Annotated in this window: 12 protein-coding genes; 7 read left to right on the top strand and 5 right to left on the bottom strand. The window is 61.6% G+C overall.

All coding sequences use genetic code 11. The features are described 5' to 3' along the window. Positions 1 to 294: 294 nt before the first annotated feature. The gene (dhaL, locus tag ACILSO_RS08615; protein WP_395736978.1) at positions 295 to 930 is read left to right on the top strand and encodes a dihydroxyacetone kinase subunit DhaL; all 636 of its coding nucleotides are present in this window, start codon (positions 295 to 297) and stop codon (positions 928 to 930) included. Here the strand turns inward: dhaL and menD are convergent. Next, positions 917 to 2,452, bottom strand: coding sequence for a 2-succinyl-5-enolpyruvyl-6-hydroxy-3-cyclohexene-1-carboxylic-acid synthase (gene menD, locus ACILSO_RS08610; protein WP_395736977.1), 1,536 nt, complete (start codon positions 2,450 to 2,452; stop codon positions 917 to 919). The genes dhaL and menD overlap by 14 nt on opposite strands. Next, positions 2,449 to 3,468: a chorismate-binding protein gene (locus tag ACILSO_RS08605; RefSeq protein WP_395736976.1), complete on the bottom strand. Its 1,020-nt coding sequence runs from the start codon at positions 3,466 to 3,468 to the stop codon at positions 2,449 to 2,451. Before ACILSO_RS08605 ends, menD begins: the two co-directional genes overlap by 4 nt. A gap of 208 nt (positions 3,469 to 3,676) precedes the next feature. Here ACILSO_RS08605 and ACILSO_RS08600 point away from each other — a divergent pair, with 208 nt between their 5' ends. Both ACILSO_RS08600 and ACILSO_RS08595 read left to right on the top strand, forming a co-directional pair. Continuing rightward, positions 3,677 to 5,206 carry an SIS domain-containing protein gene (locus ACILSO_RS08600; RefSeq protein WP_395736975.1) on the top strand — a complete coding sequence of 510 codons (1,530 nt, stop codon included), beginning with the start codon at positions 3,677 to 3,679 and terminating at the stop codon, positions 5,204 to 5,206. A 63-nt stretch (positions 5,207 to 5,269) separates the two neighbouring features. Beyond that, positions 5,270 to 6,127: a sugar phosphate isomerase/epimerase family protein gene (locus ACILSO_RS08595; RefSeq protein WP_395736974.1), complete on the top strand. Its 858-nt coding sequence runs from the start codon at positions 5,270 to 5,272 to the stop codon at positions 6,125 to 6,127. 822 nt (positions 6,128 to 6,949) lie between these two features. On the opposite strand, the gene ACILSO_RS08590 is transcribed toward ACILSO_RS08595, so the two are convergent. After that, on the bottom strand, positions 6,950 to 8,056 hold the full coding sequence (locus ACILSO_RS08590; protein WP_395736973.1) for a Gfo/Idh/MocA family protein: 1,107 nt from the start codon (positions 8,054 to 8,056) through the stop codon (positions 6,950 to 6,952). Positions 8,057 to 8,135: 79 nt separating this feature from the next. Then, positions 8,136 to 8,495, bottom strand: a complete 360-nt coding sequence (locus ACILSO_RS08585; RefSeq protein ID WP_395736972.1) for a DUF3147 family protein — start codon at positions 8,493 to 8,495, stop codon at positions 8,136 to 8,138. Between the two features lie 111 nt (positions 8,496 to 8,606). Here ACILSO_RS08585 and ACILSO_RS08580 point away from each other — a divergent pair, with 111 nt between their 5' ends. Beyond that, positions 8,607 to 9,854, top strand: a complete 1,248-nt coding sequence (locus ACILSO_RS08580; protein ID WP_395736971.1) for a di-heme oxidoredictase family protein — start codon at positions 8,607 to 8,609, stop codon at positions 9,852 to 9,854. A gap of 93 nt (positions 9,855 to 9,947) precedes the next feature. Here ACILSO_RS08580 and ACILSO_RS08575 read toward each other — a convergent pair whose 3' ends face one another. Beyond that, positions 9,948 to 11,153, bottom strand: a complete 1,206-nt coding sequence (locus ACILSO_RS08575) for a serine/threonine protein kinase (protein ID WP_395736970.1) — start codon at positions 11,151 to 11,153, stop codon at positions 9,948 to 9,950. Positions 11,154 to 11,242: 89 nt separating this feature from the next. Between ACILSO_RS08575 and ACILSO_RS08570 the strand changes: the two genes are divergently transcribed. The 3 genes from ACILSO_RS08570 to ACILSO_RS08560 are packed head-to-tail and all read left to right on the top strand — an operon-like array spanning position 11,243 to position 13,970. Then, positions 11,243 to 12,349: an ABC transporter ATP-binding protein gene (locus ACILSO_RS08570; RefSeq protein ID WP_395736969.1), complete on the top strand. Its 1,107-nt coding sequence runs from the start codon at positions 11,243 to 11,245 to the stop codon at positions 12,347 to 12,349. Next, entirely contained in the window at positions 12,346 to 13,203 is an 858-nt protein-coding gene (locus ACILSO_RS08565; RefSeq protein WP_395736968.1) for an ABC transporter permease, read from the top strand. Before ACILSO_RS08570 ends, ACILSO_RS08565 begins: the two co-directional genes overlap by 4 nt. Continuing rightward, positions 13,200 to 13,970: an ABC transporter permease gene (locus ACILSO_RS08560; protein WP_395736967.1), complete on the top strand. Its 771-nt coding sequence runs from the start codon at positions 13,200 to 13,202 to the stop codon at positions 13,968 to 13,970. Before ACILSO_RS08565 ends, ACILSO_RS08560 begins: the two co-directional genes overlap by 4 nt. The last annotated feature ends 5 nt before the right edge of the window (positions 13,971 to 13,975 follow it).

The following is a 13,975-nucleotide window of genomic DNA, read 5'->3' as shown; positions in this document are numbered from 1 at the left end:
GGCCAGAGGCTGCAGGCCTGATATCCAAGAGATATTTCTGGGGGTTTAACCAGAGTTGGGGGCGAGCTACAAGCAATTATTAATGGGTAATGAGTAACAGGACTGTTACGGAGCCTTTCAGGCGAAACTGCACAGCCAATCTGGGACGTCCCGAGCGACCATTCGAAGCGTAGTGGATGAGCGCGCATGCCTGTCCGTCGGCAGCAGCCCGAGATCAAGCAGGCGCCGTGGCAGCGCTGCACTGGCAGGCTTCGCATTTGACTTCCCGGCCAGAGCGCCAAATGTCGCGGTCCCATGCCTAAAGCCAACCTTTCCAAAGACGAAGTCAAAGCCATGCTCATTCTTGCGTGCGAGCGAGTCATCGCTGCGGAGCCGATGCTGTCCCAGGCGGACCGTGATCTGGGGGACGGGGACCATGGCATGGGGATGGAGCGCGGGATGCGCGCGGCCATGGAGAAGCTGAATGCGGCGGAGCCGGAGAGCATCGAGAAGGCTTTCTCCACCGTGGGCATGGCGATGATGAGCAGCATGGGCGGCGCGAGCGGCGCGATTTTTGGCACCTTTTTCCGCAATGGCGGCAAGGCGCTCAATGGCAAAGAAGCTTTCGATGCCGCCGGGTTGGCGGCTTTTCTGCAAGCCGGTGTGGATGGCGTGAAGCAGCGCGGTGGCGCTGCAATCGGCGACAAGACGTGTGTGGATGCGATGGAGCCTGCCGCAGTGAAAGCGGCTGAGGTGGCGGGTCAGTCTCTGAGCGAGGCGGTCACGGCGGTGGCGGCCGCGGCGGTGGCGGGCAAGGATGCCAGCAAGGCGATGGTGGCGAAGTTTGGCCGGGCGAAAACGCTGGGCGAGGCGTGCATCGGATTTCCTGATGCCGGCGCGTGCTCGGTGGTGGTGATCATCACGGCATTCCGCGATTTCATCGTGGCCTGATCACAGGGCGCTGCCAGTCTTTCCAGAAGGCTTCTGTTTCCAAAGCATCGGGACGGATTTCGATGACGATGGGCATGGGCAGGAGGTCTTCGAGATCGCTGACGTCATCGGTCTGCAAATATTCGATGCCCCAGAGCTGAGCCCAGGGTTCAAAGCTCAAGGAGTGGCGGTTTTCGATGACGCTGCGCGCGGCTTCCGGCAAGGAGCGCATGCCGGCTACGCGAGAGAAGATTTTGCCGCCGCCGTTGTTGATGACGACGATGCGAAGGCGCGGGTGATCCATCTGCGATATGATCCATGGCGCGGCGAGATCGTAGAGGGCGCTGAGGTCTCCGAGGATGAGCCAGGACTCGCCTTTGTGCATGGCGCTGGTGCCGAGAAAGGTGGAGGTGAGGCCGTCAATGCCGTTGGCACCACGATTGGAAAAGAACTCGACGCCGGGTTTTGCGGATTGCTGTACGAGATTGAATTCTCGGATGGGGAGGCTGTTGCCGAGAAAGACGCGGGAGCCTGCCGGAATGATGCTGGCGATCTTGCCCACCCAGGAAGGTTCGGATTCCGGAAACTTGTCCAGTTCCGGCTCAAACCGCAGGATGCCGCAGGAAGTGTCGAGGCGATTGAGCTGTACACTGTGAATGGAGGCCCAAGGCAGAGTCCGAACGTTTTCGGTGCGCGCGAGTCCGCTGAAGCCCGTCCGGGAGATGTGGGTGACCTGGACCTTTGGCATGGACTCCAAATCCCGCCACCAGCGCCAGGATGGCACGGCGCCGATGCGCAGGACGTGGCTGGGACGCGCGGACTGAAGCGCACGCTCGCCGCCGGGAATCAGCAGGGACTGCAATTCGGGAAAGCCATGGAGATTGGCCGTCGCCTCGGCGATGATGGGAGCGCCAAGGGCTGCAAGGACGGGTGCAGCAAGGGCGGCATCCGCAGGGTGCATGCCTGCGGCTAGAACGAGGTCGCACTGCAGCTGGCCGGTGGCTCCCACCTCGGGAGAGGACTGCATGGTGGTGCAGGAGAAATCAATGCCCGGGACGTTGGTGTCCAGCGGTTCATCGAGGCATAGATTGAGATGCATCGGCCCGTCTGAGCAGTGGCCTTCGTGGGGGGCTTCGTCCCTGGCATCCCAATCGCCGACAATGGTGGCATAAACGCCGAACAAGCCGGACTGCTCGATGGCCTGAGGCGCGCCGCTGCCACGGTAGGTTTTGGGGCGGTCCGCAGTGACGAGGATAAGCGGCAGGTTTTGATAATGCGCTTCGATGGCGGCGGGGAGGAGTTCCGCCGCAGCGGTGCCAGAAGTGGTGACGACGGCGACGGGCTGGCGGTCTGCCATGATGCGGCCGAGGGCGAAAAAGGCGGCGCTGCGTTCCTCAAAGAAGTTCCAAATCTTGACGTTGGTGCTGGCGAGCAGGGAGGACACCAGGGGGGCATTGCGAGCGCCGGCGGCGACACAGACTTCACGCACTCCCAGGTAGGCGAGGGTGTGGAGGGTTTGATGGATGAGCTGGGCCTGCGTCATGATTGAAGAGCCAGAAGGCGGAGCACGGCTTCGCGCTTGAGGCGCAGCTCGCGCCATTCATGGTCGAAAGCGCTGCCACCGACAATGCCGCAGCCGGAGGGGAGGCTGATCTGATCTCCCTGCCAGCAGATGCCGCGAATGGCGACGATGATGTGGGTGGTGCCGCCGGCTTCGGCGAAGCCAAAGGGGGCGCCGAAGAAGCCGGGGACCTTGAGCTGCTGGCGGTATTCGCGCAGCTTTTCCAAGGCTTCGTCATCGCGTGGCAGGCAGCCGACGGCGGGAGTGGGATGGAGCAGGGGGACGAGCTGGGCGGGATCGGCGGCAGCTTGCAGTTCGACGCTCAATTTGGACTGGAAGTGCACGAGGCCGGAGGTCTGGCAGAGGGTGCGGGGATCGCGGGTGACGGTGCCGAGCGACTGCAACTGCTGGGTGAGGTAGCGTACGACGATTTCGTGCTCCTCGATCTCTTTCACATCGGTTAGAAAGGCGTCCTGATTGCCGGGCTTGGCGGTGCCTGCCAGGGCCATGGTTTCGAGGTGCCGGCCGTTTACTTTGAAAAGCAGTTCGGGGGTGGCACCAAGGAAGCCGCCGCCGTCCTGCACGTGGGCGTAACCCCACATGTTCGCAGGGGCGCGCATGACGGAGTCGAGCAGGCGTTTGGGATCGCCGGCGGTCAGGGTGCCGACTTCGGTAAGGACGGGGACCATTTTCTCGATGCGCTTGGCCAGGACCTCGCGGCGGATGCGACGGAAGGCCATCTTGAACCACTCGGTGGCAGGCTTGGCCCACTGGATCTGGGGCTTCTGAGCCCCATTGAGGTGGATGGTGGAAGCGAGGTTTTCGGCGGTGATTTCGTGCAGCCGCGCGGGCACTTTCCAAGGGGCGGGGTCTTTCAGATCAAAGTCATTGATATAGAACGCTCCTCCCGCTGCCGGCGCGGAGGCCAGCGCGGTGAAGGGGCCTTCTCCCAGCCATGCCCGCCCATCGGGCAGCCTGAACAATGCGAAATCCATCATGCGAGTTTGCATGCATAGTGAAACGCAGGGCGCAGGGTGCAAGATGGGAAAGTGGTGAGGAGTGTGAAAGCGTGTGCTGCAAGGTTGCAATTTTTTTGAAAACTGGGCTGTTTTGGCGACCCAACGGAAGGTGCCCATGGGGGCGGGAGATGAGAGAAAGTGTCACATGTGAACATCCAGAGGCTTACTTCAGTCGAATCCTTATCGCATGAATGCCGCGGACGAATTTCTGAAGGTGGCGACCGACTATCAGCTCGGGGCGCTGGATACGGAGGCGCAGCATCCGTTTACCACATCATTGTCGCAGATGGCGAAAACGGATGTGGGGGAGGCGATCAAGCTGATGCATCAGGTGGATGTGATGGCGCTGCGTGAATTTGCGGCGAAGGCGGCGCCGCTGGCGGATCTGGCGCGGGCGATCGCGGCCACGATGGCGGCGGGAAGGCGGGTGTTTCTTTGCGGGTGCGGGGCCACGGGTAGGCTGTCTCTGAGCATCGAGGTTTTCTGCCGAATGGGAGTTCTGCCGGTGGCCGATCCTGAGCGGGTGGTGGCGTTCATGGCGGGTGGTGATCTGGCGCTGATCAAGGCGATCGAGACCTTTGAGGATCATCCGGAGTACGGAGCGCGGCAGCTTGAAGAGCTGGGGTTTGGAGACGGGGATCTGCTTCTGGCCACGACGGAAGGCGGCGAGACACCGTTTGTGATTGGCGCGGCGGAACGTGCGGCGGAAATTTCCCGCAATCGTCCCTGGTTGCTCTACTGCAATCCTGACGAACAGCTGATCAGGGTGGCGGCGCGATCCAAGCGCGTGATTGAAAACCCGGCAATCCGCAAGCTGAACCTCTCCGTGGGTGCGATGGCGGTCTCAGGCAGCACGCGGATGCAGGCGAGCACGGTGCTGATGGCTGCCATTGGCTTTGCGTTCATGCACCAGCATGATCCCGAAAACGCACCTGGAGAGGTACTGCAGATGCTGCGGCATGCGGCGCATTGCGACGGGCAGTTTCTGGTGCCCTTTGTCGAGCACGAGGCGGCGGCTTATGAGCGCGGAGCGTATGTGTTTTACACAAGCCCGAGCTTTGGGATCACGGTAGTGACGGACACCACGGAGCGAGCGCCGACGTTCAGTCTTGTGCCGTTTGAAAAGCAGGACGACCCGACGGCGCAGGCCTCGTGGTGCCATTTTCTCATGCCGGAGCAGCCAGGAGCGCATGCGGCGTGGAATGCGCTGCTGCACCGCGAGCCGCGCACGCTGGAGTGGCCGGACGTGCGCCATGTGGCCGGGGGAGAGGTGCTGGCGTCCTATGATTTCTCAGCGCAACTCACCGCCCGTCGTCGCCTTCGCACGAATGGGGCGGAACATCTGCTGTTCAACATCGGCGGCGGAGCCGGGGAGATGGTGTGGGAGTTTGACGGGCTGAAGGAGCGCATCGACCTGACTGGCATTCACGAGTTTCAGGCGCACCTGATGCTGAAGATGCTGATCAACATGCACTCGACGCTCGTGATGGGAAGGCTGGGGAGGTATCTGGACAACCTCATGACGTATGTGAAGCCGAGCAACAACAAGCTCATTGACCGTGCGGTGCGCTATGTGCGCCTGCTGGCGCAACGCCGCACGGGGAGGCTGCCGGGGTATGAGAAAGTGACGCGGCTGCTGTTTGAGGAGCGGGACAAGCTGCAGCCGGGGGAGCCCATCGTGCTGAAGACGCTGGCGGCGCTGGGAGTGGTGGTTTAGCGAGGTGGAGGAGCGCCTATTTAACTCTCGACAACGAGGGGGCTTTTCTGGCAGCGTGGTGGCATGAACCGCCGCCATTTTCTGCAACACACCACGGCACTGAGTGCCGCACTGCTAGCGCCAAGCACGAGTGTGAGCGCCGGGCAGTTCACGGGAAAGATTCGCAAGTCGCTGAAGTGGAGCATGGCGCAGAAGGCGGCGAAGGACATGACGCTGGTGGAGGCATTCAAGAAGCTGCGGGCCTGCGGCTATGAGGGCGTGGAGCCGAGCCTGCTCGCTGGGCATGTGACGGTGAAGAATGCGGAGGAGTGGGTGGCGGCGAGCAAGGAGAGCGGGCTGATCATTGACGGCACGGTGGGTGGGCGCAGCGAGGGGCTGGAGGCGGGGATCGATCTCACGAAGAAGATCGGCGGGGATTCGATGCTGGTGGTGCTGGCGTATCCGCAGGAGCAGCCGCTGCAAAAGACCTGGGATGACGCGGTGGCGCGGATGAAGGAGGCTGCACGGCATGCGGACAAGCAGGGGGTGAAGGTGCTGATCGAAAATGTCTGGAACACGTTTCTCATCAGCGCCTACGACATGGCGCGTTTTATTGACGAGGTGGGCAGCCCGTGGGTGCAGGTGCATTTTGACATCGGAAACATGATGCGCTGGGGCGTGGCGGAGCACTGGGCGCAAGTGCTGGGGAAGCGCAGCGTGAAGCTGGATGTGAAAGAGTATGATCTGGAGCGCGCGATGAACGAAGGGATGCGCAAGGGCTTTGACAAGCCCTTGGGGGAGGGAAGCATCAACTGGGCGGCGGTGCGTGCGGAGCTGGCGAAAATCAACTACACCGGATGGGCGGCGGCGGAGGTGAAGGCGGGGGACTGGGAGTATCTGGCGGACGTGGCGAAGAGGATGGACAAGGTGCTGGATTTGTGAGTGGGGTGTGTTCGGGCGCCCAGAAGAGCGAAATCGTGGCAACATTTCATGCGCAAAATGTTGCCGTCTTTTTTGCCTTTTTCGCTGATGGACTGCTCTTCGTTGCGCTGTGGTGCGTCCTAGTGCGCCTACATGTCATCTGCCGATGGGCGAAAAGGAAAATGTTGCATGTTGCACCGCCTAAGCACGGCAACATGGCAACATTTTAACCGGTAGAGGCGGAGGTTCTGGCAGGACGGGGACCATCCTGGTCCCCTGGTTTGGGAGCGGTGGGTGAACACGGGAGTGTGTGGGATCAAGATGATCCCACTCCTGCCGGAGGCGGTGGGCATGCGAAGGGGGGCAGAGGAATGAATGTCTGTGAATCCATCTATATATGTAGCAATGAATGCTGCCCTTTGCGCATGGCCTGCCCAGCACTCGACATCCCCTGCCTTTCCGCATGCCAAGAACGGCGCACCTTTCCTGGCGCCCGAGACGCCACAGACCCGAAACTTCGGACCCGGCGCAGCGGTTCCCTACCTGCCCTGTGAAACTGCAGAAAGCCTCGTTGCAACGCCGCTTTCGAGGCGGTTTAAAGTGTGGGAAGTGGCAGAGGACTGACCTTCCTCCCGGTATTCATGGCAACATTTTAAGCACTGAAATGTTGCCATCTTTGGTCTCCGGGACCGGAGCTTTTTTCGCTCCAATGCCATGAAATGCTGCTTCATGTCACTTCAAGCGCATGTGTGAGGGGTTGTTTGGATAAATGTTGCCATGTTGCCGTGCTTAGGCGGTGCAACATGCAACATTTCTACTGCGGGAGGAGCCGCTCAAAAGTGCTCAGTCGTTCGTGGAAACGACTTGGGAATTGGCTCTGGCTGAGGTGAGGCAGGCGTCGAGGACGCGTTGGGTGAGGAGGCTGATTTGGGGCCAATGGGGGTCGGTTTTGCCGGAGAGGACGAGGGTGGAGAAAGTGCGGAAGAGGCCGGACTCCTGGGAGCCGGGGGCGTTGTTGCTGGGTTCGTCGAGGGTGGTGACTTCGCGGCCTTCGTGCATGTTGGCCTGGCAGCGGTCGAGGACGAACTGGGAGCGGGTGAGGCTGAACTTGGTCTGGGGGCCTGAGAAGGGGAGGACGAAGTCGGAGACTTGGAGCAGGCCTTTGTCTCCACTGACGATGGCCCACTGGGCATTGCTGGTGGTGAAGGAGCAGTAGAAAGAGGCGCTGGCGCCATCGGCGAAGGTGAGGGTGCCGGAGAACTCGAGGGGCACGGGTGGTGAGTCAGCGGTCTGCTGGGTTTCGGAATGGATGCGACCGGTGACGTGAGTGGGCGTGGCGTAGTTCATGGCCCAGAGAGTGAAGCGGAGGCAGTACCAGCCGAGATCGCCAAGGGCGCCGAGAGGTTCCAGATGTCCGTGGGCGCGGATGTTACTGCGCTGGAATTCGGCATCGCCTTTGAAGCTGAACTGGGTGGCGATGTGGCGGACCTGGCCGACGTCTTGATCGATGACTGTGCGCAGACGCTGCAGGCGCTGGCCGTGCATGAACATGACGCCGTCCATGAACTGGACGTGGTGCTTTTCACAGGCGGCGATGATTTCGGCGACATCGTCGGCATGGATGCCGACGGGTTTTTCCACCAGGACGTGTTTGCCGGCCTGGGCGGCGCGGATGACCCATTCTTTGCGAAGGCCGGTGGGAAGAGGGATGTAAACGGCGTCGATGTCGGTGCGGGCAAGAAGGGCATCGTAGTTGTCCATGGCCTGTGGCAGGACGGGATGCGGGGCGCTGGACTGGCATTCGTCGATGAAGGCCTGGGCGCGGGAGAGATCGCGGCTGGCGACGGCGACGAGGGTGGCGTTTCCGGCATCGCGGATGGCCTGCCAGTTTTTACGAGCGATGAAGGCGGCGCCGAGGATGCCCCAGCGGCAGTGAGGGGTGGTGTTCATTTATGATTTACGATTGATGATTTATGATTTCGGATTCCAGAAGCGGAGCAGTGCGGCGAATTTATGAAGATGTAGCAGATCATAGCATGATGCCGAAGCGGGCGGTGATGGTGCGGAGGAGAGCGAAGAGGATGAGGGTGAGGACGGCGCTGCCGCCGAGGGCGCCGTAGAAACCCCACCAGCGCTGGAAGGAAGGGAAGAGAAGGAACATGGGGAGGGTTGGCAGGACATACCAGAAGATGTAATACATGTGGTCCGCAGTTTTTTGCGCACGGACTTCGGGGGCGCTTTCGTGGTGCACCCAGAGGAGGGTGATGATGCTGACAAAGGGCAGGGCGGCGAGGAGGGCACCGAGCCTGTCGCTGCGCTTCACCAGTTCGCTGACGAGGGTGATGATGCCTGCACTGAGGAGGTACTTGAGGATGAGTTTGAAGGTCATGATGAAAAAATGAAAATAGATGAAACAAACGGGTAACGATTTCCGTGCGGCGGGATTTTTTGGGTCAACGAGATCACGCACGAGCGTGATTGCAGGCAACCCAATCTTGTCATGAAAGCGATCCGTCTCACCACCTATCTAACGTTTGCAGCGGCATGGTCCTTCGGGGGTTATGCCATGGGGCAGCAGCCGCCGAAACATCCATCGCACCGCCCTCCGCATCCGCCCCATGCACCAACTGCGCCGCCCAATGCAATGAAGCCGCCGCAGTTTGGCGATGCTTTGCCCGGGCTGACGAAGGCGCAGATGGCGGCATTCCTGGACGGCAAAGATGACTTTGAAAGTCCGGAGAACGAGGCAGGCGGACTGGGGCCGATCTTTAACCGTAACTCGTGTGTGACGTGCCATAGCGCACCTGCCACAGGCGGTGCGGGGCCGATCAATGTGACGCGCTTTGGCAGGACGACGAACGGGGTGTTTGATCCGCTGGCCTCGCTGGGGGGATCGCTGCAGCAGGAGATGGAGATCAATTCTGTGCTGCACGAGGTGGTGCCACCTGAGGCGAATGTGGTGGCGCATCGCAACTCAACGCCGCTGTTTGGGCTGGGACTGATCGAGGCGATTCCGGATGATGAAATCCTGCGCAATGTGAAGCGGACGCCTTTGGACGGGGCGATCGGTAAGGTCTCCAAGGTGGCGGACGCGGCGACGGGGAAAACACTGATCGGGCGGTTTGGGTGGAAGGCACAGCAGGCGACGCTGCTGAGCTTTGCCGGGGATGCGTATCTGAATGAGATGGGCATCACGAGCCGTCTCTTCCCGGTGGAGAACGCACCGAACGGAAACCAGCAGCTGCTGGCGCAGTATGACACGGTGGTGGATCCGGAGGATGTGGTGGATCCTGCAACGGGCCGGGGAGACATCGACCGGGTGGCCGACTTTATGCGCTACCTGGGGGCACCGCCACGGCTGCCGCTGACCAGTTCAGCCGCGATGGGAAGAAACGTGTTTCAAAACACCGGCTGCGCGGTCTGCCATGTGCCGCTGATGATGACCGGACCGAACAAGATTCTGGCGCTCGACCGGCAGGAGGTGTGGCTGTTCTCCGACCTGCTGCTGCATGACATGGGCACGCTGGGAGATGGCATTGCGCAAGGCACGGCGGATGTGCGGGACATCAAGACAGCGCCGCTGTGGGGGCTGCGTGCCAGCGCACCGTATCTGCACGACGGACGTGCGGCGACGATCGATGAAGCGATCAAGGCGCACGATGGCGAGGGGAAGGTGGCCAAGGATCGCTACCTGAAACTGACCAAGCAGCAGGTGCAGCAGCTGATCGACTTCCTGAATTCCATTTGAGGAGAAGTGTGAGGAAGGTGGGTTGAATGAAGCAGGCAGAAATGCCTGCTTCATTTGTTTGAAGGCAGGAGGTCCGAAGAACGAACGTCCGGCTCAGCGCTTCTTTTGTGCGGGCGCGGACTTGGTGGCAGAGGGTTCCTTGCCGCAGCGGGTGACCATGAAAGAAACGAGGAGCAGGACGATGGACGCTCCGGCGATGATCATGGGCTTGAGATTCTTCGCGGCTGGCTGGGCAGCCGCGGCGGGAGGAGCGGCGGATTTACGAGGTGCGGGAGTGATGACGGAGCTGGGGCGCTTGGGTTTGCTGGCGCCTACGTGCGGGCCGGGATTGATGGGAATGGTGCTGGAGGTCGCATTGCGCGCGCCGAGCTGCGGATTGGGCAGCATGACGGGGGCGGACATCTGAGGCTGGATGAGATTGGTCTGCGGAGGCGTGGCAACAGGGCCGGGTGGGGCAGCGGGTGGTGCGGAGTCCGCACGGGGGGCGGAGGGTTCTGACAACGATGGGGCTTCGCGGCGCTGAAACAGATCACGGGCTGCAGCGGCTTTGCGCGGGCGCTGCTCGGGATCGACAGCCATGAGATACATGACCCAGGAGCACATCCAGCCGGGGACGTGGGAGGCAAGTTTTTGCAGGGGGGCAAGATCGTGGCCGATATGTTTGCCGCGGAGTTCTTTCAGAACGCGGGCATCGAACGGAGGTCTGGCGGTGAGGGCCTCATAGAGGACGCAGCCGAGGGCATAAACGTCGGTGCGGCGGCGGGTGGTGCCGTCCTGCCACTGCTCCGGAGCGGTGCAGCGGTAGGAGCGGATCTGCTCCTCCTTGCTGTCATCCCGACCGGCGAAGCCCTGGCCGAATCCATGGAGGGTGATATTCCATTCGGCAGCAGACTTGCCAGAAATGCGGACGTAATCCGGGCGGATGCTGCCGTGAACGATGGCTTCCTCATGCAGAACGGAGAGGACGTCCAGGAGCTGAGTGGCCACGGCTTCAAACTCCTTTTCCGTGAGAGGGCCGCCTTCGAGCACTTCAGTCAGGGTTTTCCCGGGGAGAGGACCTGCAACGATGGAATAGAAGCCGTCCTTGTCCGCGCCGAAGTCGATCAAACGGTCCAGATGCGGATCCTGAAGAGGGGCAAGCTGGCGAAAGAGCTCCTGCAGGCCATCGATCTCCTCCTGCTTTTTGGTTTTGAAGCGCCGGAGGCGAAGTTCGTCACCGCGCTTGTTGTCGCGGACGAGCAGGAGCTTGCTGGCGGTGTCTTCTTCGAGAGGACGCAGGATTTCAAAACGGGAGGACATTCCGGGAAGCTTGGCCCGTTCCATCGAATCCCGCAAGCTTCTTGCCACATGCAATGTTTGCAGTTTAGAGTACCAGCCCTGACCCCAGCATGGACGATTTTCTCGTTATCGACCGCATTACCAAATCCTTCGGCACCCAGCGCGCCGTGGATGATGTGACATTGACGGTGGGGCAGGGGGAGGCCTTTTCCCTGCTGGGCCCGAGCGGCTGCGGGAAGACGACACTGCTGCGGATGATCGCGGGATTTGAAAGTCCTGACCGGGGGCGGATTCTGCTGGGGGGGCAGGACATTGCGGCGCTGCCACCGGAGCAGCGGCCGGTGAACACGGTGTTTCAAAACTATGCGCTCTTTCCGCATCTGAGTGTGTGGGAGAATGTGGCATTCGGGCTGCGAATGAGCCGCCGCCCCAAGGAGGAAATCCGCAGCGGGGTGGATCGCATGCTGGAACTGGTGCGGCTGAAAGAGCATGCCCGGAAGCGCCCGGCGCAGCTCAGCGGCGGGCAGCGGCAGCGGGTGGCGATAGCCCGTGCGCTGGTGAACCGGCCCCAGGTGCTGCTGCTGGACGAGCCGCTGGCGGCGCTGGACCTGAAACTGCGCCAGCACATGCTGATGGAGCTGAACACGATCCACGAGCAGGTGGGGACGACCTTCATCTATGTGACGCATGACCAAGGCGAGGCGATGAGCCTGAGCAGCCGGATTGCGGTGATGAATGCGGGGAGGGTGGAGCAGGTGGACTCACCGGAGAATCTGTATGAGACGCCGCGCAGCAGCTTTGTGGCCTCCTTCATTGGCGATGCGAATTTTTTCAACGGCGTGGCGGTGGAACTGCAGCATGAGGGCTATGTGCGGGTGATGGTGGAAGGGCTGGGCAGTCCGCTGGTGCAGAGCAACGGGGCGGTGTCTTCAAACCGGGCGATGCGCATCATGGTCCGGCCTGAGAAGATCAGTCTGACTCTGAGCCGGCCGCAAAGCGGAGAACGAGTGAATGCCTTCCCCGGGGTGGTGGAGGACGTGGCGTATTTCGGCTCGCACACGCGATATCGTGTGCGCTCAGGCGAGCACAGCGTTTTGGCGCAGATGCAGCGCAGCCGATTCAGCGGCGGGGGGATCGATCCTGTGCGGGGCACTGAGGTGTGGATGAGTTTTCACCCGGATGAAGGCCGCGTGGTGCGACTGGAGGCGGACGCATGAGCGCGGCACGGAAAGCGTCCAAGCAATGGCTGATCACGCTGCCGTCTCTTGCGTGGCTGGCGGTGTTCTTTGTGGTGCCGGCGGTTCTGGTGGTGGTGACGGCATTCCGACCGGCGGACCTGCAGGGCGGGGTGGGGGAAGGGTGGACACTGGCCACGCTGGAGGAAGTGAACGATCCGGCTTATCTGCCCATTCTGTGGAGGACCGTGTGGCTGAGCGCGGCGACGACGATTGTGTGTCTGGCACTGGCGCTGCCGATGGCCTTTCAGATGGCGCGGTGCGGGCAGCGCATGCGGCAGGTTCTGCTGCTGATGGTGGTGATCCCGTTTCTCTCGAATTTCCTGATCCGCATTTTTGCGTGGAAGTCTCTGCTGCACCCGGAAGGGCCGCTGACGAAGATGCTGGTGGCGCTGCATCTGGCTCCTGAAAATGCGATGCTGCTGAACCATGCGGGGACGGTGCTGCTGGTGCTCATTTACACGCAGTTGCCGTTTGCGATCCTGCCGCTGTATGCCGCGGCGGAGAAGTTTGATTTTGGCCTGCTGGATGCGGCGCGAGATCTCGGCGCGGGACCGTGGCGGGCTTTTTCCAAGGTGTTTATTCCCGGGGTTCGGCGGGGCATGATCTCGGCGGGCGTGATGGTGTTTGTGTGCTGCCTGGGGCAGTATGTGATCCCGCAGATGGTGGGTGGAACGTCGGATGAAATGCTGGGCAGCAAGATCGCGCAGCGGGTGTTTTCAGACCGCAACCTGCCCCATGCGAGCGCGCTGGCGGGAGGGCTGATGCTGGCGGTGCTGGTGCCGATGCTCGTGATCGCCCTGTGGCAGCAGTTTGGGAGAAAGGAGCAGGCGTGAAGCGCTCCAGGCTGCCAGGATTTATCACGGGCTGCGTGATCCTGTTTTTGTTTGCGCCACTGGTGGTGCTGGTGGTGAACTCCTTCAATACCTCGCGGTTTGGTGGTGAGTGGGAGGGATTTACCACGCAGTGGTATGAAAAGCTGTGGGCGGCGGGGGAGGTCTGGGAGTCGCTATGGATCACGCTGAAAATCGCGATCTCGGCCTCGCTGGCAGCGATGGCGCTGGGAACTCTCGCGGCGTATGCCCTGCATCGGTTCCGGTCATGGCTGCAGGATGTGCATCACATGCTGGTCACGCTGCCGCTGGTGATGCCAGACATCCTGATGGGCATGTCGCTGCTGGCGCTGTTTGTGCTCACGGGGGTGGAAACGGGGCTGATGACCATCTGGATTGCACATGTGACCTTTTGCCTGAGCTTTGTGACGATGGTGGTGCTGGGAAGGCTGCAGGACTTTGATTTCACGCTGCTGGATGCCGCGCGGGATCTGGGGGCCACGCGGAGGCAGGCGATCCAGAAGGTGCTGCTGCCGCTGCTGCTGCCCGGGGTGCTGGCGGGAGGGCTGCTGGCCTTCACGCTTTCGATCGATGATTACGTCATCACCTTTTTTGTGTCCGGGCCGGGTACGACGACGCTGCCGCTGCGGGTGGCCAGCATGATGAGGACCAGCCGGAGCCTGCCGGTGATCAATGCGCTCAGCACCCTGCTCATCGCCAGCACGTTCGTCTTTGCCGCGCTGAGCTTCCGGCTGCAACGGCGCGCGTGAGTGAA

The organism is Prosthecobacter sp. (genome assembly GCF_044226605.1).
GTDB lineage: Bacteria > Verrucomicrobiota > Verrucomicrobiia > Verrucomicrobiales > Verrucomicrobiaceae > Prosthecobacter.
Note: the sequence above shows the minus strand (reverse complement) of the source record. Positions and strands in the feature narration are given on the sequence as shown.

Bases quoted from the DNA above. Each gene is read 5' to 3' on its own strand.
- dhaL (WP_395736978.1), top strand. From the start codon at position 295: ATGCCTAAAGCCAACCTTTCCAAAGACGAAGTCAAAGCCATGCTCATT.
- ACILSO_RS08590 (WP_395736973.1), bottom strand. From the start codon at position 8,056: ATGAACACCACCCCTCACTGCCGCTGGGGCATCCTCGGCGCCGCCTTC.
- ACILSO_RS08585 (WP_395736972.1), bottom strand. From the start codon at position 8,495: ATGACCTTCAAACTCATCCTCAAGTACCTCCTCAGTGCAGGCATCATC.
- ACILSO_RS08570 (WP_395736969.1), top strand. From the start codon at position 11,243: ATGGACGATTTTCTCGTTATCGACCGCATTACCAAATCCTTCGGCACC.
- ACILSO_RS08565 (WP_395736968.1), top strand. From the start codon at position 12,346: ATGAGCGCGGCACGGAAAGCGTCCAAGCAATGGCTGATCACGCTGCCG.
- ACILSO_RS08575 (WP_395736970.1), bottom strand. From the start codon at position 11,153: ATGTCCTCCCGTTTTGAAATCCTGCGTCCTCTCGAAGAAGACACCGCC.
- ACILSO_RS08600 (WP_395736975.1), top strand. From the start codon at position 3,677: ATGAATGCCGCGGACGAATTTCTGAAGGTGGCGACCGACTATCAGCTC.
- menD (WP_395736977.1), bottom strand. From the start codon at position 2,452: ATGACGCAGGCCCAGCTCATCCATCAAACCCTCCACACCCTCGCCTAC.
- ACILSO_RS08580 (WP_395736971.1), top strand. From the start codon at position 8,607: ATGAAAGCGATCCGTCTCACCACCTATCTAACGTTTGCAGCGGCATGG.
- ACILSO_RS08595 (WP_395736974.1), top strand. From the start codon at position 5,270: ATGAACCGCCGCCATTTTCTGCAACACACCACGGCACTGAGTGCCGCA.
- ACILSO_RS08605 (WP_395736976.1), bottom strand. From the start codon at position 3,468: ATGATGGATTTCGCATTGTTCAGGCTGCCCGATGGGCGGGCATGGCTG.